This window comes from Amycolatopsis sp. NPDC043887 (assembly GCF_056435665.1).
Genome location: NZ_JBWKEB010000006.1, coordinates 1 through 14,063, shown reverse-complemented (window position 1 = coordinate 14,063; position 14,063 = coordinate 1). Strand labels below are relative to the sequence as shown.

The 14,063-nt window shown below is 69.5% G+C and carries 12 protein-coding genes; 4 read left to right on the top strand and 8 right to left on the bottom strand.

What is annotated here, in order from left to right:
• Positions 1-59: 59 nt before the first annotated feature.
• From AC069H_RS17100 to AC069H_RS17090, 3 genes are all read right to left on the bottom strand, one after another.
• Complete coding sequence (locus AC069H_RS17100) at positions 60-989, bottom strand: GNAT family N-acetyltransferase (protein WP_478229557.1); 930 nt, start codon at positions 987-989, stop codon at positions 60-62.
• 207 nt (positions 990-1,196) lie between these two features.
• A complete protein-coding gene (locus AC069H_RS17095; RefSeq protein WP_478229556.1) occupies positions 1,197-2,099 on the bottom strand; it encodes a GNAT family N-acetyltransferase in 903 nt (300 codons plus the stop codon).
• Positions 2,096-2,947, bottom strand: coding sequence for a class I SAM-dependent methyltransferase (locus AC069H_RS17090; protein WP_478229555.1), 852 nt, complete (start codon positions 2,945-2,947; stop codon positions 2,096-2,098). The genes AC069H_RS17095 and AC069H_RS17090 overlap by 4 nt, the downstream gene beginning before the upstream one ends.
• Before the next feature lie 304 nt (positions 2,948-3,251).
• Between AC069H_RS17090 and rpsA the strand changes: the two genes are divergently transcribed.
• Positions 3,252-4,751, top strand: a complete 1,500-nt coding sequence (gene rpsA, locus AC069H_RS17085) for a 30S ribosomal protein S1 (RefSeq protein ID WP_007028125.1) — start codon at positions 3,252-3,254, stop codon at positions 4,749-4,751.
• A gap of 151 nt (positions 4,752-4,902) precedes the next feature.
• On the opposite strand, the gene AC069H_RS17080 is transcribed toward rpsA, so the two are convergent.
• A complete protein-coding gene (locus tag AC069H_RS17080) occupies positions 4,903-5,136 on the bottom strand; it encodes a hypothetical protein (protein ID WP_478229554.1) in 234 nt (77 codons plus the stop codon).
• A gap of 197 nt (positions 5,137-5,333) precedes the next feature.
• Here AC069H_RS17080 and coaE point away from each other — a divergent pair, with 197 nt between their 5' ends.
• Complete coding sequence (gene coaE, locus AC069H_RS17075) at positions 5,334-6,518, top strand: dephospho-CoA kinase (protein ID WP_478232945.1); 1,185 nt, start codon at positions 5,334-5,336, stop codon at positions 6,516-6,518.
• Positions 6,519-6,521: 3 nt separating this feature from the next.
• Here the strand turns inward: coaE and AC069H_RS17070 are convergent, their stop codons facing one another.
• The 4 genes from AC069H_RS17070 to AC069H_RS17055 all read right to left on the bottom strand — a co-directional run bounded on the left by AC069H_RS17070 (position 6,522) and on the right by AC069H_RS17055 (position 10,846).
• The gene (locus AC069H_RS17070; RefSeq protein ID WP_478232944.1) at positions 6,522-6,722 is read right to left on the bottom strand and encodes a hypothetical protein; all 201 of its coding nucleotides are present in this window, start codon (positions 6,720-6,722) and stop codon (positions 6,522-6,524) included.
• Positions 6,723-7,047: 325 nt separating this feature from the next.
• Positions 7,048-8,568: an ArnT family glycosyltransferase gene (locus tag AC069H_RS17065; RefSeq protein ID WP_478232943.1), complete on the bottom strand. Its 1,521-nt coding sequence runs from the start codon at positions 8,566-8,568 to the stop codon at positions 7,048-7,050.
• Between the two features lie 90 nt (positions 8,569-8,658).
• Entirely contained in the window at positions 8,659-10,185 is a 1,527-nt protein-coding gene (locus tag AC069H_RS17060; RefSeq protein WP_478232942.1) for an ArnT family glycosyltransferase, read from the bottom strand.
• A 145-nt stretch (positions 10,186-10,330) separates the two neighbouring features.
• A complete protein-coding gene (locus tag AC069H_RS17055; RefSeq protein ID WP_478229549.1) occupies positions 10,331-10,846 on the bottom strand; it encodes a ribonuclease FAU-1 family protein in 516 nt (171 codons plus the stop codon).
• A gap of 143 nt (positions 10,847-10,989) precedes the next feature.
• On the opposite strand from AC069H_RS17055, the gene AC069H_RS17050 reads away from it, so the two are divergent.
• On the top strand, positions 10,990-12,270 hold the full coding sequence (locus AC069H_RS17050; protein WP_478232941.1) for a DUF5685 family protein: 1,281 nt from the start codon (positions 10,990-10,992) through the stop codon (positions 12,268-12,270).
• Positions 12,271-12,321: 51 nt separating this feature from the next.
• Positions 12,322-14,063: excinuclease ABC subunit UvrB (uvrB, locus tag AC069H_RS17045; RefSeq protein WP_478232940.1), on the top strand; the 1,742-nt coding region annotated here is incomplete at its 3' end.

The following is a 14,063-nucleotide window of genomic DNA, read 5'->3' as shown; positions in this document are numbered from 1 at the left end:
ACAACCGTGGGGGGCTTACGTCACACGCAAGAGTGACGAAACCCCCGCAAACCGGACGGTTAGCGCAGGGCCGAAGCCGGATGGATCTCCCAGGAGGTCCACAGTGGACGATAACCCTGGCGGTGCCAGAACACCGAGGAAAGCGGGTTGGTCGGGTTGTAGTAGAGGTACGTGCCGTCCGCATCGCCCGCGGCGAACTCCTCGTGCACCGCCGCCATCAGTGTGCGGCCGAGGCCGCTCCCGCGCAGGGCGGGCACGGTGACGACGTTGTTGACGTATCCCCAGTGGCCATGGGGGAGCAGCTCGGCCTCGGCCGACCCCGGCGATGACGTGATCCAGGCGCCGTGCGCGAACGCGGCGATGCGGGCGTCCCGTTCGGCCAGCCACAGCAGCGGGCGATCCTTTTCGAGGGCGAGTTCCAGCGCCGGGGCGAGCAGTTCGGCCGCGTTCGGGCGGTACCGGGTGGCGACCTGGCCGATGTAGTCGTGCGTCGACACGGCCAGCTCGAGCAGGGTGTCGAAGTCTTCGTGCCGGGCCCGGCGGACGGTCACGCCGTCGGCACCCGGATCGTCGTGACGGCTCCCGGTGCGCACGGCGAGCGCGGACATCGGCACCAGCCCGTGGTCGAGGAAGGCACGGATCGCCTCGGCGTCCCGGCTCGGCCAGTTGATCACGCAGGACGAATCCTCGCCGGGTGCTTCGGCGTCCATCCGCGTCCGCCACGCGCGCAGCAGGACGTCCATGCCTTCGGTGCCGGTGGTCCCGATGAACGGGAACAGCTGCCGCGCGTCGGCGGCCGACCAGAGCAGGGTGACGTCGTCCGGACCGTGCAGCTGACGTTGCACCACGCCGGTGACCTGGACACCCGCCGCCGTGGCGGCGTCCACGCGCTCGCCGCGGGCCGGGGGCCGCGCGGCTTCGGGCAGGAGCCGGTCGATCGCCGCGAACCGGGCGCGGTGCGCGTCGAACAACGTCTTCTCGATTTCCATCCCGTCCCCAGTGTCTGTAGGTGAACCCGCGTCCGCGATCGACGTCGACAGGGCGCGCGTTGGTCTTTCGGGTCGCGACGGTGGTGAAGGCGCCCTGCCACCGCGATAGCGGGGCCTTCGGCCGGGCGGGTTCACGCGTATAGTCACTTTCCGGACAAATCCTCAGCTCCGCCACCAGGCTCTCAGGGTCGGCCGCGCCGGGCTCCGCTACCGCAGGGCCGCGGCGGGGCAGACGGCCCACGTCGTCCACAGTGGACGATAACCCTGCCGGTGCCAGAACACCGGGGAAAGCGGATTGGCCGGATTGTACGAGACGAAGGTACCGCGCAGCGACGGCGAGAACAGCTCGTCGTGCGCGACGGCGGTCAGCGCGCGCCCGATCCCTCGCCCCCGCGCGGCCGCGGTCACCGCGAGCGTTCCTACATAGCCCCACTCGCCCGGCGGCAGCCGCCCGGCGAGCGCGTCACCGGGGATCGGGGAGCGCTTTCCGGAGGTCACCATCCCCACCGTGACGCCTTCCTCTTCGGCGATCCAGACGCGGCCCCCGAACTGCAGGCCACGCCGGACCTCTTCGGCGAGCAGGGCCTTGGCCCCCGGCCGGACGACACCGTGGCCGACCAGTGAGGTGTAGTGAAGTTCTTCGAAGCGCAGGCCGACGATCTCTTCCAAGTCGCCGTGGGTCGACGCGCGGATGGTCACGCCGGGTACGGAATACGCCTCGCCCGCCACGGGCGCGCGGACGGCCAGCGCCAGTTGCGGCGCGAGCCCGTGGTCGAGCAGGGCCCGCGACACCGCGACGTCCCGGCTGGGCCAGGTGACCGTGCACGACGAGTCGGGTTCGGCGTCGGCTAGGGCGATTCGCTCGCGCCAGGCGGAGAGCAGCGCGCTCATCCCCGCGCCGGCGTCGAGCGGGAGGATCGCGGAGAGGATCTGCAGTTGAGCCGGGCTCCAGAGTCGTTGCCAGGAACCCGCCGCGAACCGGACGTGCGCGATCGTCCCGAAGGCGCCGTCCGCCTCGACCGGTTCTCCGGCCGGGAGCGGAGGCGGCGGCGGGAGCAACGGGTCGAGCGCGGCGAACCGCGCCCGCTGCCGCTCCGCCGCCGGGATCATCCCCGCTGGGTGCAGAAGATCGCCGTGCCGGGGAAGAGCTTGCCGCGCAACGGGCTCCACTGCCCCCACGTGCGGGAGTGGCCCTCCGGCCAGGCGGGCTCGATGAGGTCGGTCAGCGCGAACCCGGCGTCGGCGAGCGCGCGGACGTAGTCGCCGAGGGTCCGGTGATACTCGACGTACGTCGCGACGCCCTCTTCGTCGACCTCGACATAGGGTGTGCGGTCGAAATACGGCTGGGTGACGGTGAGGCCCTGCGGGCCGGGGTCGTCGGGGAAGATCCAGCGCATCGGATGGGTCACCGAGAACACCCAGCGGGCCCCCGGCCGGAGCACCCGGTGCACTTCGGCGAACACGACGTCCACCGAGGCCACGAACGGGATCGCGCCGAAGGCCGAGCAGGCCGCGTCGAAGCTCGCGTCGGCGAACGGCAGCGACTCCGCCGTCGCCTGCACGAGCGGGACGAGGGTGCCGGTGCGCTCGTTGCCCTCTTTCGCGTGCCGGAGCATGCCTGCCGACAGATCGGTCGCCACCGCGTCGGCACCCTGCGCGGCGAGCCAGCGCGAGCAGGCCGCCTGTCCGGAGCCGACCTCGAGGATCCGCTTGCCGCCGACTTCACCCAGAAGCGCGACGTCGGCCTCGCGGACGCCCTCGGGGCACCAGACGAAGTCCGCGTCGCCGAGGAAGCCGCCGTGGGTCGCCTGGTAGTCGTCGGCGTCGGCGTCCCACCACGCCAGGTTCGCGGCGGTGGCCTCCGGCGCCGAGACCGCCCGGTAGGCGACCCCCGCGGTGCCGAGCCGCTCCTCGGCCTCTGCGTGCCGTTCGGGCTCGGTGACGGACTGCTGGCTCAAACCGATATCCTTTCCCCAGGTCAGGGCTTCGCGGGACAGTCTATCCGCCCGCCGCGATCGTGGGGGCGACCCTGATTGTGCCGTGTACAGGGGGCCGCGTAGGATATCTGTTAGCGCAGTGGGTTCGCGCTACTCTTTCCCCCGGTTCGCTCAGCGTCCGGGTCAGGGGGTCGCGTACCGGATGCGGTGATGCTCGCGGTCGTTCCCTGTGGACGTTTGCTTATGTGGTCGCCTCATGTCGGAAGAGCCCATGGTGCCCTAACTGCAAACCCACTACTTCCCATCCACCGGAGCAACCCGCCTAATGACGACCGACACCGCCACCGCCCCGACCGCCCCCGCCGGGCCCCAGCAAGTCGCTATCAACGACATCGGGTCGGAGGAAGACTTCCTCGCTGCGATCGACAAGACGATCAAGTACTTCAACGATGGCGACATCGTCGAAGGAACCATCGTCAAGGTCGACCGTGACGAGGTCCTGCTCGACATCGGCTACAAGACCGAGGGTGTCATCCCCTCGCGCGAGCTCTCCATCAAGCACGATGTCGACCCGGCTGAGGTTGTCACCGTCGGCGATGAGGTCGAAGCCCTGGTCCTCCAGAAGGAGGACAAGGAAGGCCGTCTGATCCTGTCCAAGAAGCGTGCGCAGTACGAGCGCGCCTGGGGCACGATCGAGGAGCTCAAGGAGAAGGACGAGCCCGTCAAGGGCACCGTCATCGAGGTCGTCAAGGGCGGCCTCATCCTGGACATCGGCCTGCGCGGCTTCCTGCCGGCGTCGCTGGTCGAGATGCGCCGCGTGCGCGACCTGCAGCCGTACGTCGGCCGCGAGCTCGAGGCGAAGATCATCGAGCTGGACAAGAACCGCAACAACGTGGTCCTGTCCCGCCGCGCCTACCTGGAGCAGACCCAGTCCGAGGTGCGCAGCGAGTTCCTCAACGCGCTCGCCAAGGGCCAGGTCCGCAAGGGTGTCGTGTCGTCCATCGTCAACTTCGGTGCCTTCGTGGACCTGGGTGGCGTCGACGGCCTGGTGCACGTCTCCGAGCTGTCCTGGAAGCACATCGACCACCCGTCCGAGGTCGTCGAGGTCGGCCAGGAGGTCACGGTCGAGGTTCTGGACGTCGACATGGACCGCGAGCGCGTCTCGCTGTCGCTGAAGGCGACCCAGGAAGACCCGTGGCGTCAGTTCGCCCGCACCCACGCGATCGGCCAGATCGTGCCGGGCAAGGTCACCAAGCTCGTCCCGTTCGGTGCGTTCGTGCGCGTCGAGGAGGGCATCGAGGGCCTGGTGCACATCTCCGAGCTGGCCGAGCGCCACGTGGAGATCCCGGAGCAGGTCGTCCAGGTCAACGGCGACGTGATGGTCAAGGTCATCGACATCGACCTCGAGCGTCGTCGCATCTCGCTGTCGCTGAAGCAGGCGAACGAGGGCGTCACGCCGGAGACCGAGTTCGACCCCACCCAGTACGGCATGGCCGCCGAGTACGACGCCGAGGGCAACTACATCTACCCCGAAGGCTTCGACCCGGACACCCAGGAGTGGCAGGAAGGCTTCGACAAGCAGCGTGAGGAGTGGGAGCGTCAGTACGCCGAGGCTCACACGCGCTACGAGGCTCACATGAAGCAGGTCCAGAAGGCAGCCGAGGCCGACGCCGAAGCCGCCGCGGACGCCGCGACCGGTGTCACCTCGGGCGACTCGGGCGAGCAGAGCTACACCTCCGCTCCGGCCGAGGCCAAGAGCGGTGGCACGCTCGCCAGCGACGAGCAGCTCGCGGCTCTCCGCGAGAAGCTGTCGGGCGGCGCGTGATCCAGGCGCTCAGCCAGTAGCTGACTGACAGCGGCCCCGGTCCACTACGGACCGGGGCCGCTTTCTTGTCCGCGTTCAGTCCTCTGGATGCGTTCCTTGCACGCGCAACTACCGCATTCAGAGGACTGAATGCGGTAGTGGGGAGAGGAAATCAGGAGGTGGCGGTCCGGACGGACGGGACGGACGGCACCCAGACACGTTCGAGTGCCGCGGCGCGGGCCTTGCGGCGGAGTCCGGCGAAGCTGTGCTTGGCGGGAACGAGGAGCGCGCTCAGCCACGTGCGCCGGTATTCGGCGAGGGCGTCGGCCACGGGACGATGGAGGACACAGTGCACCAGGCCCGGCGTTCCGAGCCGGTGCCTTCCGACGTGCTTACCGTCTGCCATCTTTCCTCCGTGTGGGCTACCTTCGCCGCGCACGGTACGCAATCAAGCCGCCGAAGCCCGGTAACCGCCCGGCGTGTCACCCATAAAGGTCGTGTAACGCGTCACTATGAACTTGCCTTTTGCACCCTTCTGTGCCGGAAGTGCACATCTTGTGACCCTGCGCGGTCGGCCCAGGTCACGCCACTAGGCTGATCGTCATGCTGCGTGTGGGCCTGACCGGCGGGATCGGCGCCGGAAAATCGACGGTGGCGAACCGGCTTTCCGAGCACGGCGCCGTCCTCATCGACTCCGACAAGATCGCCAGGGAGGTCGTCGAGCCGGGGACACCGGGGCTCGCCGAACTCGTCGAGGCGTTCGGGGAAGACATCCTCGCCGCAGACGGCGCGCTGGACCGGGCCGCGCTCGCCGCCAAGGCGTTCGCCGGCGAAGAATCCCGCAAACGGCTGAACTCGATCGTCCATCCGAGGGTCGGCGCCAGGACGGCCGAGCTGATGGCGGCCGCGGCGCCGGACGCGATCGTCGTCCACGACATCCCGCTGCTCGTCGAAGGCGGGCTCGCGCCGATGTACCACCTCGTCGTCATGGTCGACGCGCCGGAGGAGGTCCGGGTCCGCCGCCTGGTCGAAGCGCGGGGGATGGCCGAGAACGACGCGCGTGCCAGGATCAAGGCGCAGGCCACGACCGATCAGCGCCGGGCCGTGGCCGACGTCTGGTTCGACAACAGCGGAGCTCCCGACATCGTGCTCGCCGAGGTCGACGCGCTGTGGGCGGACAGGCTGACCCCGTTCGAGGCGAACGTGCGGCTCCGCAAGCCGCGCGCGCCGATGTCGCCGAAGATCGCGCCGTACGACGAGACATGGCCCGTGCAGGCCGAGCGGGCGCTCGCGCGGATCCGCGTGGTGGCCGGTGACAACGCCGTGCGGGTCGATCACATCGGTTCGACGTCCGTGCCGGGGCTGCCCGCCAAGGACATCCTCGACCTCCAGCTGACCGTGTCCACTTTGGACAAGGCGGACGAGCTGGCCGACGCGCTCTCCGACGCGGGGTTCCCGCGAGCGGAAGGGGAGTGGTTCGACGACGCGCACGGTGAAGAGGGCACTTGGCCCAAGCGGTTCCACTTCGGTGGCGATCCTCGCCGTCCGATCAACCTGCACGTCCGCTCGCGGGAGACGCCGGCCTGGCGGCTCGCGCTGCTGTTCCCGGAATGGCTGCGGCGGAATCCGGGCGAGCGCGACGCCTACGCCGCGGTCAAGAACGCCATGGCCGCGAAGCACGCAGGCGACGGGACGGTCGAGCGGTACACCGACGAGAAACAGGGCTGGGTCGACGCGGCCTTCACCCGTGCCGACGCTTGGGCGGACTCGACCGGCTGGACCCCGTAGGCCTCAGCCGCCGGGCGGTCCCCGCGCGAAAGCGATGGCGACGGCGGCCGTCTGCACGAGCGTGACCACGATCCACAGCGCGGGCTGATCGGCGAACGCCCGCAGCGGGCCGCCGTTGGGGACCGTGTTGATCAGCGCGGAGACCGCGAAGATCCCGGCGAGCGCCAGTGGGGCGGGCCGCAGGCGCATCGCGTCGAAGAACACCGGTGATCATGAAGATGAGGAAGATCGTGTCGTGCGCTTCGAGCACCGCCGCGATCGGTACCAGCCCGGTGAAGGACACGGCGATCACGACCGGATGACCTTCCCAGCGCTTCGAAAGCAGCGTGCAGGAGCCAGACGGCCGCGATCCCGGCCAGTCCCAGTGTGCGCGGCGGGTCGTGCTCGGAGATCACGAGACTGAGCACCGTACTGAGCGTCAGCAGAGCGTACGGCAGACAATTTTCGATCCGGCCGCCCCCAGGGCGCCACAGCGACCCGCCGTCGTCAGGAGACGGCCACAGCGAGTCCTGCCACCGGATCCAGCTGGTCATACCCGGAATTCTCGCAGGCCGGGCCATGCCGTGGCCCAGGTTTCGGTGTGGCCGGTGACCAGCCAGATCGGCATTCCCCGGCTCACGTTGCGGACGCCGGCCGCGTTGCCCACGCGGGAGACGATCCGGGCGTCGGTGAACGACCGCAACAGCCGTGCCGGATCCGGCCCGACGAACAGGACGCTGTCCGCGGTCTCGGGCGGATGCCCGAAGTACCAGAAGCCCCGGCTGGGGCTGTACACGGCGGGAAGCCCGTAGTCGGCGCCGTACCGGTCCAACGCTCCGGCCTGCCAGTACCCGGCCGTGACGAGCGTGGTGCGCGCCCGTTGGTCCGGCGGGAGCCGGTGATAGGCGTCCGCTACGGAACGCGCGAGATCCGGCCAGCCGATCTCCTCCAGCGTGTACGCCGGGCGGGGGACGTCCCGGCCTTCCGCGAGCCAGGCGGACGGCCACACCGGCAGCGCGTACGGGAGCGTGTACAGCGCGGAAAGCAGGAACACCGGCCAGGTCGGGATCCAGCGGAACCACCAGGACGGCCTCAACTGTCCGAAGTGGACGGCGGCGCCCGCCCACAGCACGCCGAACATGCCCGCCGCGTAGTAGTACCGGCCGTTCGACAGGATGAACAGGGTGATCACGCCGACCGCGGTCCAGCCGAGGAAACGGTATTCGCGCAGTTTGGCCGAGAACAGCAGGACCACGAGTCCATAAAGGACACCGACTACACCGATGCCGAGCCCGGCGCCGGTCAGCAGGGCGGGCAGGAATCCGGTGCGGCCGCTCCAGCCGCCGGTGGTCTCGTGCGCGATGACGTCGCCCATCTCCAGTTGCGGCCAGCCGTTCGCGGCCTGCCACCAGAGGGTGGGGACGAGCGACAGCGCGGCGATCCCCGCGCCGAGCCAGAGTTTGGGCCTGCGCAAGAGATCCCGGGGCCCGAAGACCAGGATCGCGACCCCGGCGGCGACCCAGAACGTCGCGATCAGGAGCTTGACGTTCAGCGCGACGGCGGTCGCCACGCCCAGCCACAGCAGCAGATTGTCGTCGCGGGTCCGCATCCAGCGCACGACCAGCCACGCGATGAGCGTCCACAGCGCCGGGTCGATCGTCGAGGTGGCCAGGTAGTGCCCGCTGCCGAGGAACTGCCCGCAGATCGCGTACGCGGCGGCGGCGCGGGTCTGCGCCCGGCGGTCACCGCCCATCTCGTAGGCGATGAGTCCGGTGAACACGACACCGGCGGCCGTCGCGAGGACGGCGGGGAAGCGGAAGACGAAGACGTTGCCGGGCGCGAGCGTGTCCATCGCCAGCGCCAGGACCGGGAGCACCGGCGGCTGGTCCGCGTAACCCCAGGCGAGCCGCTTGCCCGCGGAGAGGAAGTACAGTTCGTCGCCGAAGTAGCCGTACCGCCACGCCGTCGCCATCAGGACCGCCGCGGCCGCGGCGGCGAGGAGCCCCACCTGGAGCCGGGCGAACGCCGCACTGGACACCGTCGGTGTTTCGGCCGCGCGGGCGGCTTCCATCCATTCCTCGCAGATCCCTCGGGTGCCGGTCCTCTCGCACCTTACGTGCCACCGGCGTGGCGCGTCGGTCGTGAGAGGGCCGGTGAGGGCTCAGAAGCCCCAGTCCGTGAGTTTCGGCCACACCGTGTCCCAACTCCCGTTCCGGCCGGTGGCCAGCCAGATCTTCATGCCCTGACTCACGTTCTGGATTCCGGCCCCGTTGTCGAGCGCGCCGACCTCACGCACCTGCGTGAAGTACGGCACAAGTCCCGAAGGGTCGTTCCCGACGAACAGGATGTCCTGTGCCGATTCCGGCGGCCTCGGCAGCGTCACGTAGCCGCGGTTGGGGCTCGACGGCGACGGAAGCCCGAACTCCGGTCCATAGTGGTCGATGGCGCCGGCCTGCCAGTACTTCGCCGTGACGACACCGGTCCGGGACGGATCGGGAACGGTCCGGTACACCCGCCCCACCGACTCCGTGATCTCCCGCCAGCCGACCTCTTCGACGGCGAAGACCGGCCGCGCCCACACCGGAGCGCTCGCCAGCTGCGCACGCGGGAGGACCGGAAGTGCCTGCGGGATCGCGATCACCATGGCCACGAGGTACACCGGCCAGGTGGCGATCCAGCGCCAGTACTTCGACGCCTGGCCCGCCTCGATCTCCACCGCCGCCGCGGCGAACAGGGGGGCGAACATCCCGGCCGCGTAGTAGTAGCGCCCGTTCGCCAGCAGGAACACGGCGAGGACGCCGAGCGCGGTCCAGCCGAGGAACCGGTACGGCCGCAGGCGTTCGGACCGCAGCAGGCGCCACAGTCCATAGCAGACCAGGATCGCCCCCACCGGTAGTCCGGCGCTCAGCACCAGCGTCGGGACGAAGGTGACCCGCCCGCCCCAGCCTGCCGAGACCTCTTGGGAGATCGCCGCGCCCATGGTCAGCTGCGGCCATCCGTTCGCCGCCTGCCAGACGAGGGTGGGCGCGATCATCGCGGCGGCGATCAGCGCGCCGATCCACAGCGCCGGGCGGCGGACGAGGTCACGGGGTCCGAACGCCACCGTGGCGGCGAGTACGACGACCCAGAAGCCTCCGACGAGGAACTTCGTGTTCAGGGCGAACCCGGTCACCACACCGGCCCAGACCAGGAGTCTGTCCGTCCGGGTCCGCACCCAGCGGACGAGCAGCCAGATCAGCAGCGCCCACAGGAACGGGTCGATCGTGCTGGTCGCCAGGTAGTGCCCGCCGCCGAGCATCTGGATGGACACCGCGAACGTCGCCGCCGCGATCGTCTGCGCTTTGCGGCCGCCGCCCAGCTCCCTGGCGATGAGCGCCGTCAGCACCACGCCGGCCACCATCGCCAGCATCGCCGGGATGCGCAGGACGAACGGCGAATCGGCGCCGAACGCGTCCATCAGGCGGGCCAGCAGTGGCAACAGCGGCGGCTGGTCGGCATACCCCCAGTCCAGATGCCGACCGGCCGCCAGGAAGTACAACTCGTCGCCGAAGTAGCCGTAGCGATCGGCCGTCGCCGCGAGGACCGCCCCCATCGCCCCGGCGATCATCAGCACCGGTGCCCTGGCGAACGACGCGACCCCCGCGGGTTCTCGCCCATCGGACCGTTCCCGGAGTCCCTCGGCCTCCATGACCACGGGTATCCGCCCCCTCTCGATCGGTTACGCCCTTGATCGAGAGTCCCGCACCGCCGCCCCGCCGGGGATCCATCGGCCGGTCAGGATCGGCTCACCCAAGGGATGAGCCAGGATCAACCGATCGATGGATGCCGAGAGGTCAGTGCCGTCGCCAGTCGAGTGTGATGTCCTTTGTGGACAGCCAGCCGCGCAGGTCGTGGCCGTGAGAGGCCAACCCGTCCACCGTCGCGTGGCTGACGCCGAGCGCGCGTTCGCCGTCGGCGGGGGAGAGCAACCCGGCGGTGACCGCGGCGAGGAGTTCGTCGGTGTCGATCACCTGGACGGATTTCTTGTCCCGCAGAACGAGGTCGAGATAGAGATCGGTGGCCACCCAGACGCCGTCCTCACGGCGGATGTCGACGACGTCGAGGTAGAAGTCCTGATCGCGTTCGTGGCCGGGGGTGAACCAGAAGTCGGTGATCCGCAGGCCGAGATCCGGCAGCAGCCAGGACTCGATGTAGTGGAACTGGGCCCGCCCCGGCGTCGGCCGCGCCATGTAGAGGCCGAAGGGTTCTTCGCGGTATTCCTCGACGTCCCTCACGATGCCCTTGGGGTCCGTGTTGGTCTTCGCGGCCGGGTCGAAGTACTCGACCTTGGGCGGATGCAGCGCGGTCATCCGCCCATCTTGGAAGGCGGCGCCGCCCGCGAACACCGCCCAACCGGGTGGACGATCACGGTTTGCGGGTTCCGGGAGAGTAGCGCCGTCTGGCCGGATAAGGTGCGCTGGTTCCGCCAGAGGGGTGAGTGGGGAGTCGACGCATGTTCGGGATCATCAGGCCGTGCCGCCACCGGCTTTCCGCGGGTCTGCACGCGGACTGGCTCGCCCATCTCTGCGGTCTTTGCCTGGCGTTGCGGGACGAACACGGACATCTCGCCCGAATGGTGACGAACTATGACGGGCTGATCATCTCGGCGCTCGTCGAAGCCCAGTCATCACGTGCGGAAGGACGTCGCGACGCCGGCCCTTGCCCGCTTCGGGCGATGAAGGGGACTTCGGTCGCGAAGGGCGGCGGCGCCCAGCTCGCGGCGGCGGTCTCCCTCGTGCTGGCGTCGGCCAAGATCAGCGACCACGTCGAAGACCGTGATGGTGCCTTCGCGCGGCGTTCTGTCGCTCTCGCCGCGAGGCGGGTGGCGACGCGCTGGGCGGATCAGGGAAGCCGCACGGGGATCCGGGTCGGCTTCGACACCGCGGTCCTGACCGAGGCCGTCGACCGGCAGGCCGAGATCGAAAACGCCGTCCGCCTCGGTGATTCGGCCGTACTCGCCACCGAACCCGCGGAACTGGCGACGGCGGCCGCGTTCGCGCACACCGCGGTCCTGGCCGGCCGCCCCGGGAACGCGGCGCCGCTGGCCGAGGCCGGCCGCCTGTTCGGCAGGGCCGCGCATCTGCTCGACGCCGTCGAGGACCTCGCGGAGGACGAGGCCGCCGGTGCGTGGAACCCGCTGACGGCCACCGGGACCGGGCTCGCCGAGGCTCGGCGGCTGTGCGACGACGCCGTGCTCGGCGTCGAACTCGCCCTTCGCGAGGTGAAGTTCGATCAGCCCAAGCTGGTGCACGCCCTCCTGGTCCACGAACTGCGGCAGGCGGTGCGGCGCGCTTTCGGGCACAACCTCACCGGGCACGGCCATGGCCCGCAGCCGCCGCCGGGCTGGATCGGGCCCGGCCTCCAGCCACCGCAGCATCCCCACCAGCCTTATCCGCCCCAGCAGTACCCGCAGGGCGGCTACCAGGCGCCGCCTCCTCCGCCGGGCGCTCCCGGTGGCGGGGGTCCGCCGCAGGAGCCGCCGAAGAAGAAGCGGAAGCACGGCGGCCCGCCGACCGACGGTCAGGGTGGGTGCTGCTGGACGCCGAAGTTCCGGGTGCCCGCCCAGCCGAGGGGGTTCTTCCTCGGTTGCGCGGTGGCCACCTACATGTGCTGTTCGTGCCAGTTCTGCTGCCGGGACCCGTTCCCCGGGGCGTGGAGCGGGAAGCCGCACGAGGCATGGTGCAACAACTGTGACGGTTGTGACTGCTGTAACTGTTGTGACTGTTCCTGCTGATCCGACCAGGCGAAACGGAAACTGTCGGACCCAGCGCCTACTCTGGTTCCCGTGGCTTTCGCAACCGAACATCCCGTGCTCGCCCAGTCGGACTTCCGCCCCGTCACGGACATCCCCCGGACCGGCGGCCGGTTCGAGGTGGTCAGCGAGTACAAACCCGCCGGTGACCAGCCGGCGGCCATCGACGAGCTCGAACGCAGGATCAAGGCGGGCGAGAAGGACGTCGTCCTGCTCGGCGCCACGGGTACCGGTAAGTCGGCGACGACGGCCTGGCTGATCGAGCGCGTCCAGCGTCCGACGCTGGTGATGGCGCCGAACAAGACGCTCGCCGCGCAGCTGGCGAACGAGCTGAGGGAGCTGTTCCCGCACAACGCGGTCGAATACTTCGTCAGTTACTACGACTACTACCAGCCCGAGGCGTACATCGCGCAGACGGACACCTACATCGAGAAGGACTCGTCGATCAACGACGACGTCGAGCGGCTGCGGCACTCGGCGACGATGAACCTGCTGTCCCGGCGTGACGTCATCGTGGTCGCGAGTGTCTCGTGCATCTACGGTCTCGGCACGCCGCAGTCGTACCTCGACCGGTCGACGAAGCTGAAGGTCGGCGAGCAGCTCGACCGGGACGTCTTCCTCCGCGCCCTGGTGGACGTGCAGTACACCCGCAACGACATCGCCTTCGCGCGCGGCACTTTCCGCGCCCGTGGCGACACGGTCGAGATCATCCCGGCGTACGAGGAGCTGGCTGTCCGCGTCGAGTTCTTCGGCGACGAGATCGAGAAGCTGTACTACCTGCACCCGCTCACCGGAGACATCGTCAAAGAGGTCGACGAGGTCCGCATCTTCCCGGCCACGCACTACGTGGCGGGCCCGGAGCGGATGGAGAAGGCCATCGGCGGCATCGAGGCCGAGCTCGAGGAGCGGCTGGCCGAGCTGGAAAAGCAGGGCAAACTGCTCGAGGCCCAGCGACTGCGGATGCGCACCGCGTACGACATCGAGATGATGCGCCAGGTCGGGTTCTGCTCCGGCATCGAGAACTACTCGCGGCATATCGACGGCCGCGGCGCAGGCACCGCGCCCGCGACCCTCATCGACTACTTCCCGGAAGACTTCCTGCTGGTCATCGACGAGTCGCACCAGACTGTCCCGCAGATCGGCGGCATGTTCGAAGGCGACATGTCGCGGAAGCGGAACCTGGTCGACTTCGGGTTCCGGCTGCCCAGCGCGGTCGACAACCGGCCGCTGACCTGGGAGGAGTTCACCGACAGGATCGGCCAGACGGTCTACCTCTCGGCGACGCCGGGGCCGTACGAGATGGGGCAGGCGGGCGGCGAGTTCGTCGAGCAGGTCATCCGCCCGACCGGCCTGGTTGACCCGAAGGTGGTCGTGAAGCCCACCGAGGGTCAGATCGACGACTTGGTGCACGAGATCCGCGAGCGGGCCGAGAAGGACGAGCGTGTCCTGGTCACCACGCTCACGAAGAAGATGGCCGAGGATCTCACCGACTACCTGCTGGAGCTGGGCATCCGGGTGCGCTACCTGCATTCCGAGGTGGACACGCTGCGCCGGGTCGAGTTGCTGCGGCAGCTGCGCGCGGGCGATTACGACGTGCTGGTCGGCATCAACCTGCTCCGTGAGGGTCTCGACCTGCCCGAGGTGTCGCTGGTCGCGATCCTCGACGCGGACAAGGAGGGCTTCCTCCGCAGTGGCACGTCGCTGATCCAGACGATCGGTCGCGCGGCCCGGAACGTGTCGGGCGAGGTGCACATGTACGCGGACAAGATCACCGA

Excerpts from the sequence above, each read along its gene's own strand:
- AC069H_RS17100 (WP_478229557.1), bottom strand. The coding sequence starts at position 989 with ATGGAAATCGAGAAGACGTTGTTCGACGCGCACCGCGCCCGGTTCGCG.
- AC069H_RS17095 (WP_478229556.1), bottom strand. The coding sequence starts at position 2,099 with ATGATCCCGGCGGCGGAGCGGCAGCGGGCGCGGTTCGCCGCGCTCGAC.
- rpsA (WP_007028125.1), top strand. The coding sequence starts at position 3,252 with ATGACGACCGACACCGCCACCGCCCCGACCGCCCCCGCCGGGCCCCAG.
- AC069H_RS17080 (WP_478229554.1), bottom strand. The coding sequence starts at position 5,136 with ATGGCAGACGGTAAGCACGTCGGAAGGCACCGGCTCGGAACGCCGGGC.
- coaE (WP_478232945.1), top strand. The coding sequence starts at position 5,334 with ATGCTGCGTGTGGGCCTGACCGGCGGGATCGGCGCCGGAAAATCGACG.
- AC069H_RS17065 (WP_478232943.1), bottom strand. The coding sequence starts at position 8,568 with ATGGAAGCCGCCCGCGCGGCCGAAACACCGACGGTGTCCAGTGCGGCG.
- AC069H_RS17060 (WP_478232942.1), bottom strand. The coding sequence starts at position 10,185 with ATGGAGGCCGAGGGACTCCGGGAACGGTCCGATGGGCGAGAACCCGCG.
- AC069H_RS17055 (WP_478229549.1), bottom strand. The coding sequence starts at position 10,846 with ATGACCGCGCTGCATCCGCCCAAGGTCGAGTACTTCGACCCGGCCGCG.
- AC069H_RS17050 (WP_478232941.1), top strand. The coding sequence starts at position 10,990 with ATGTTCGGGATCATCAGGCCGTGCCGCCACCGGCTTTCCGCGGGTCTG.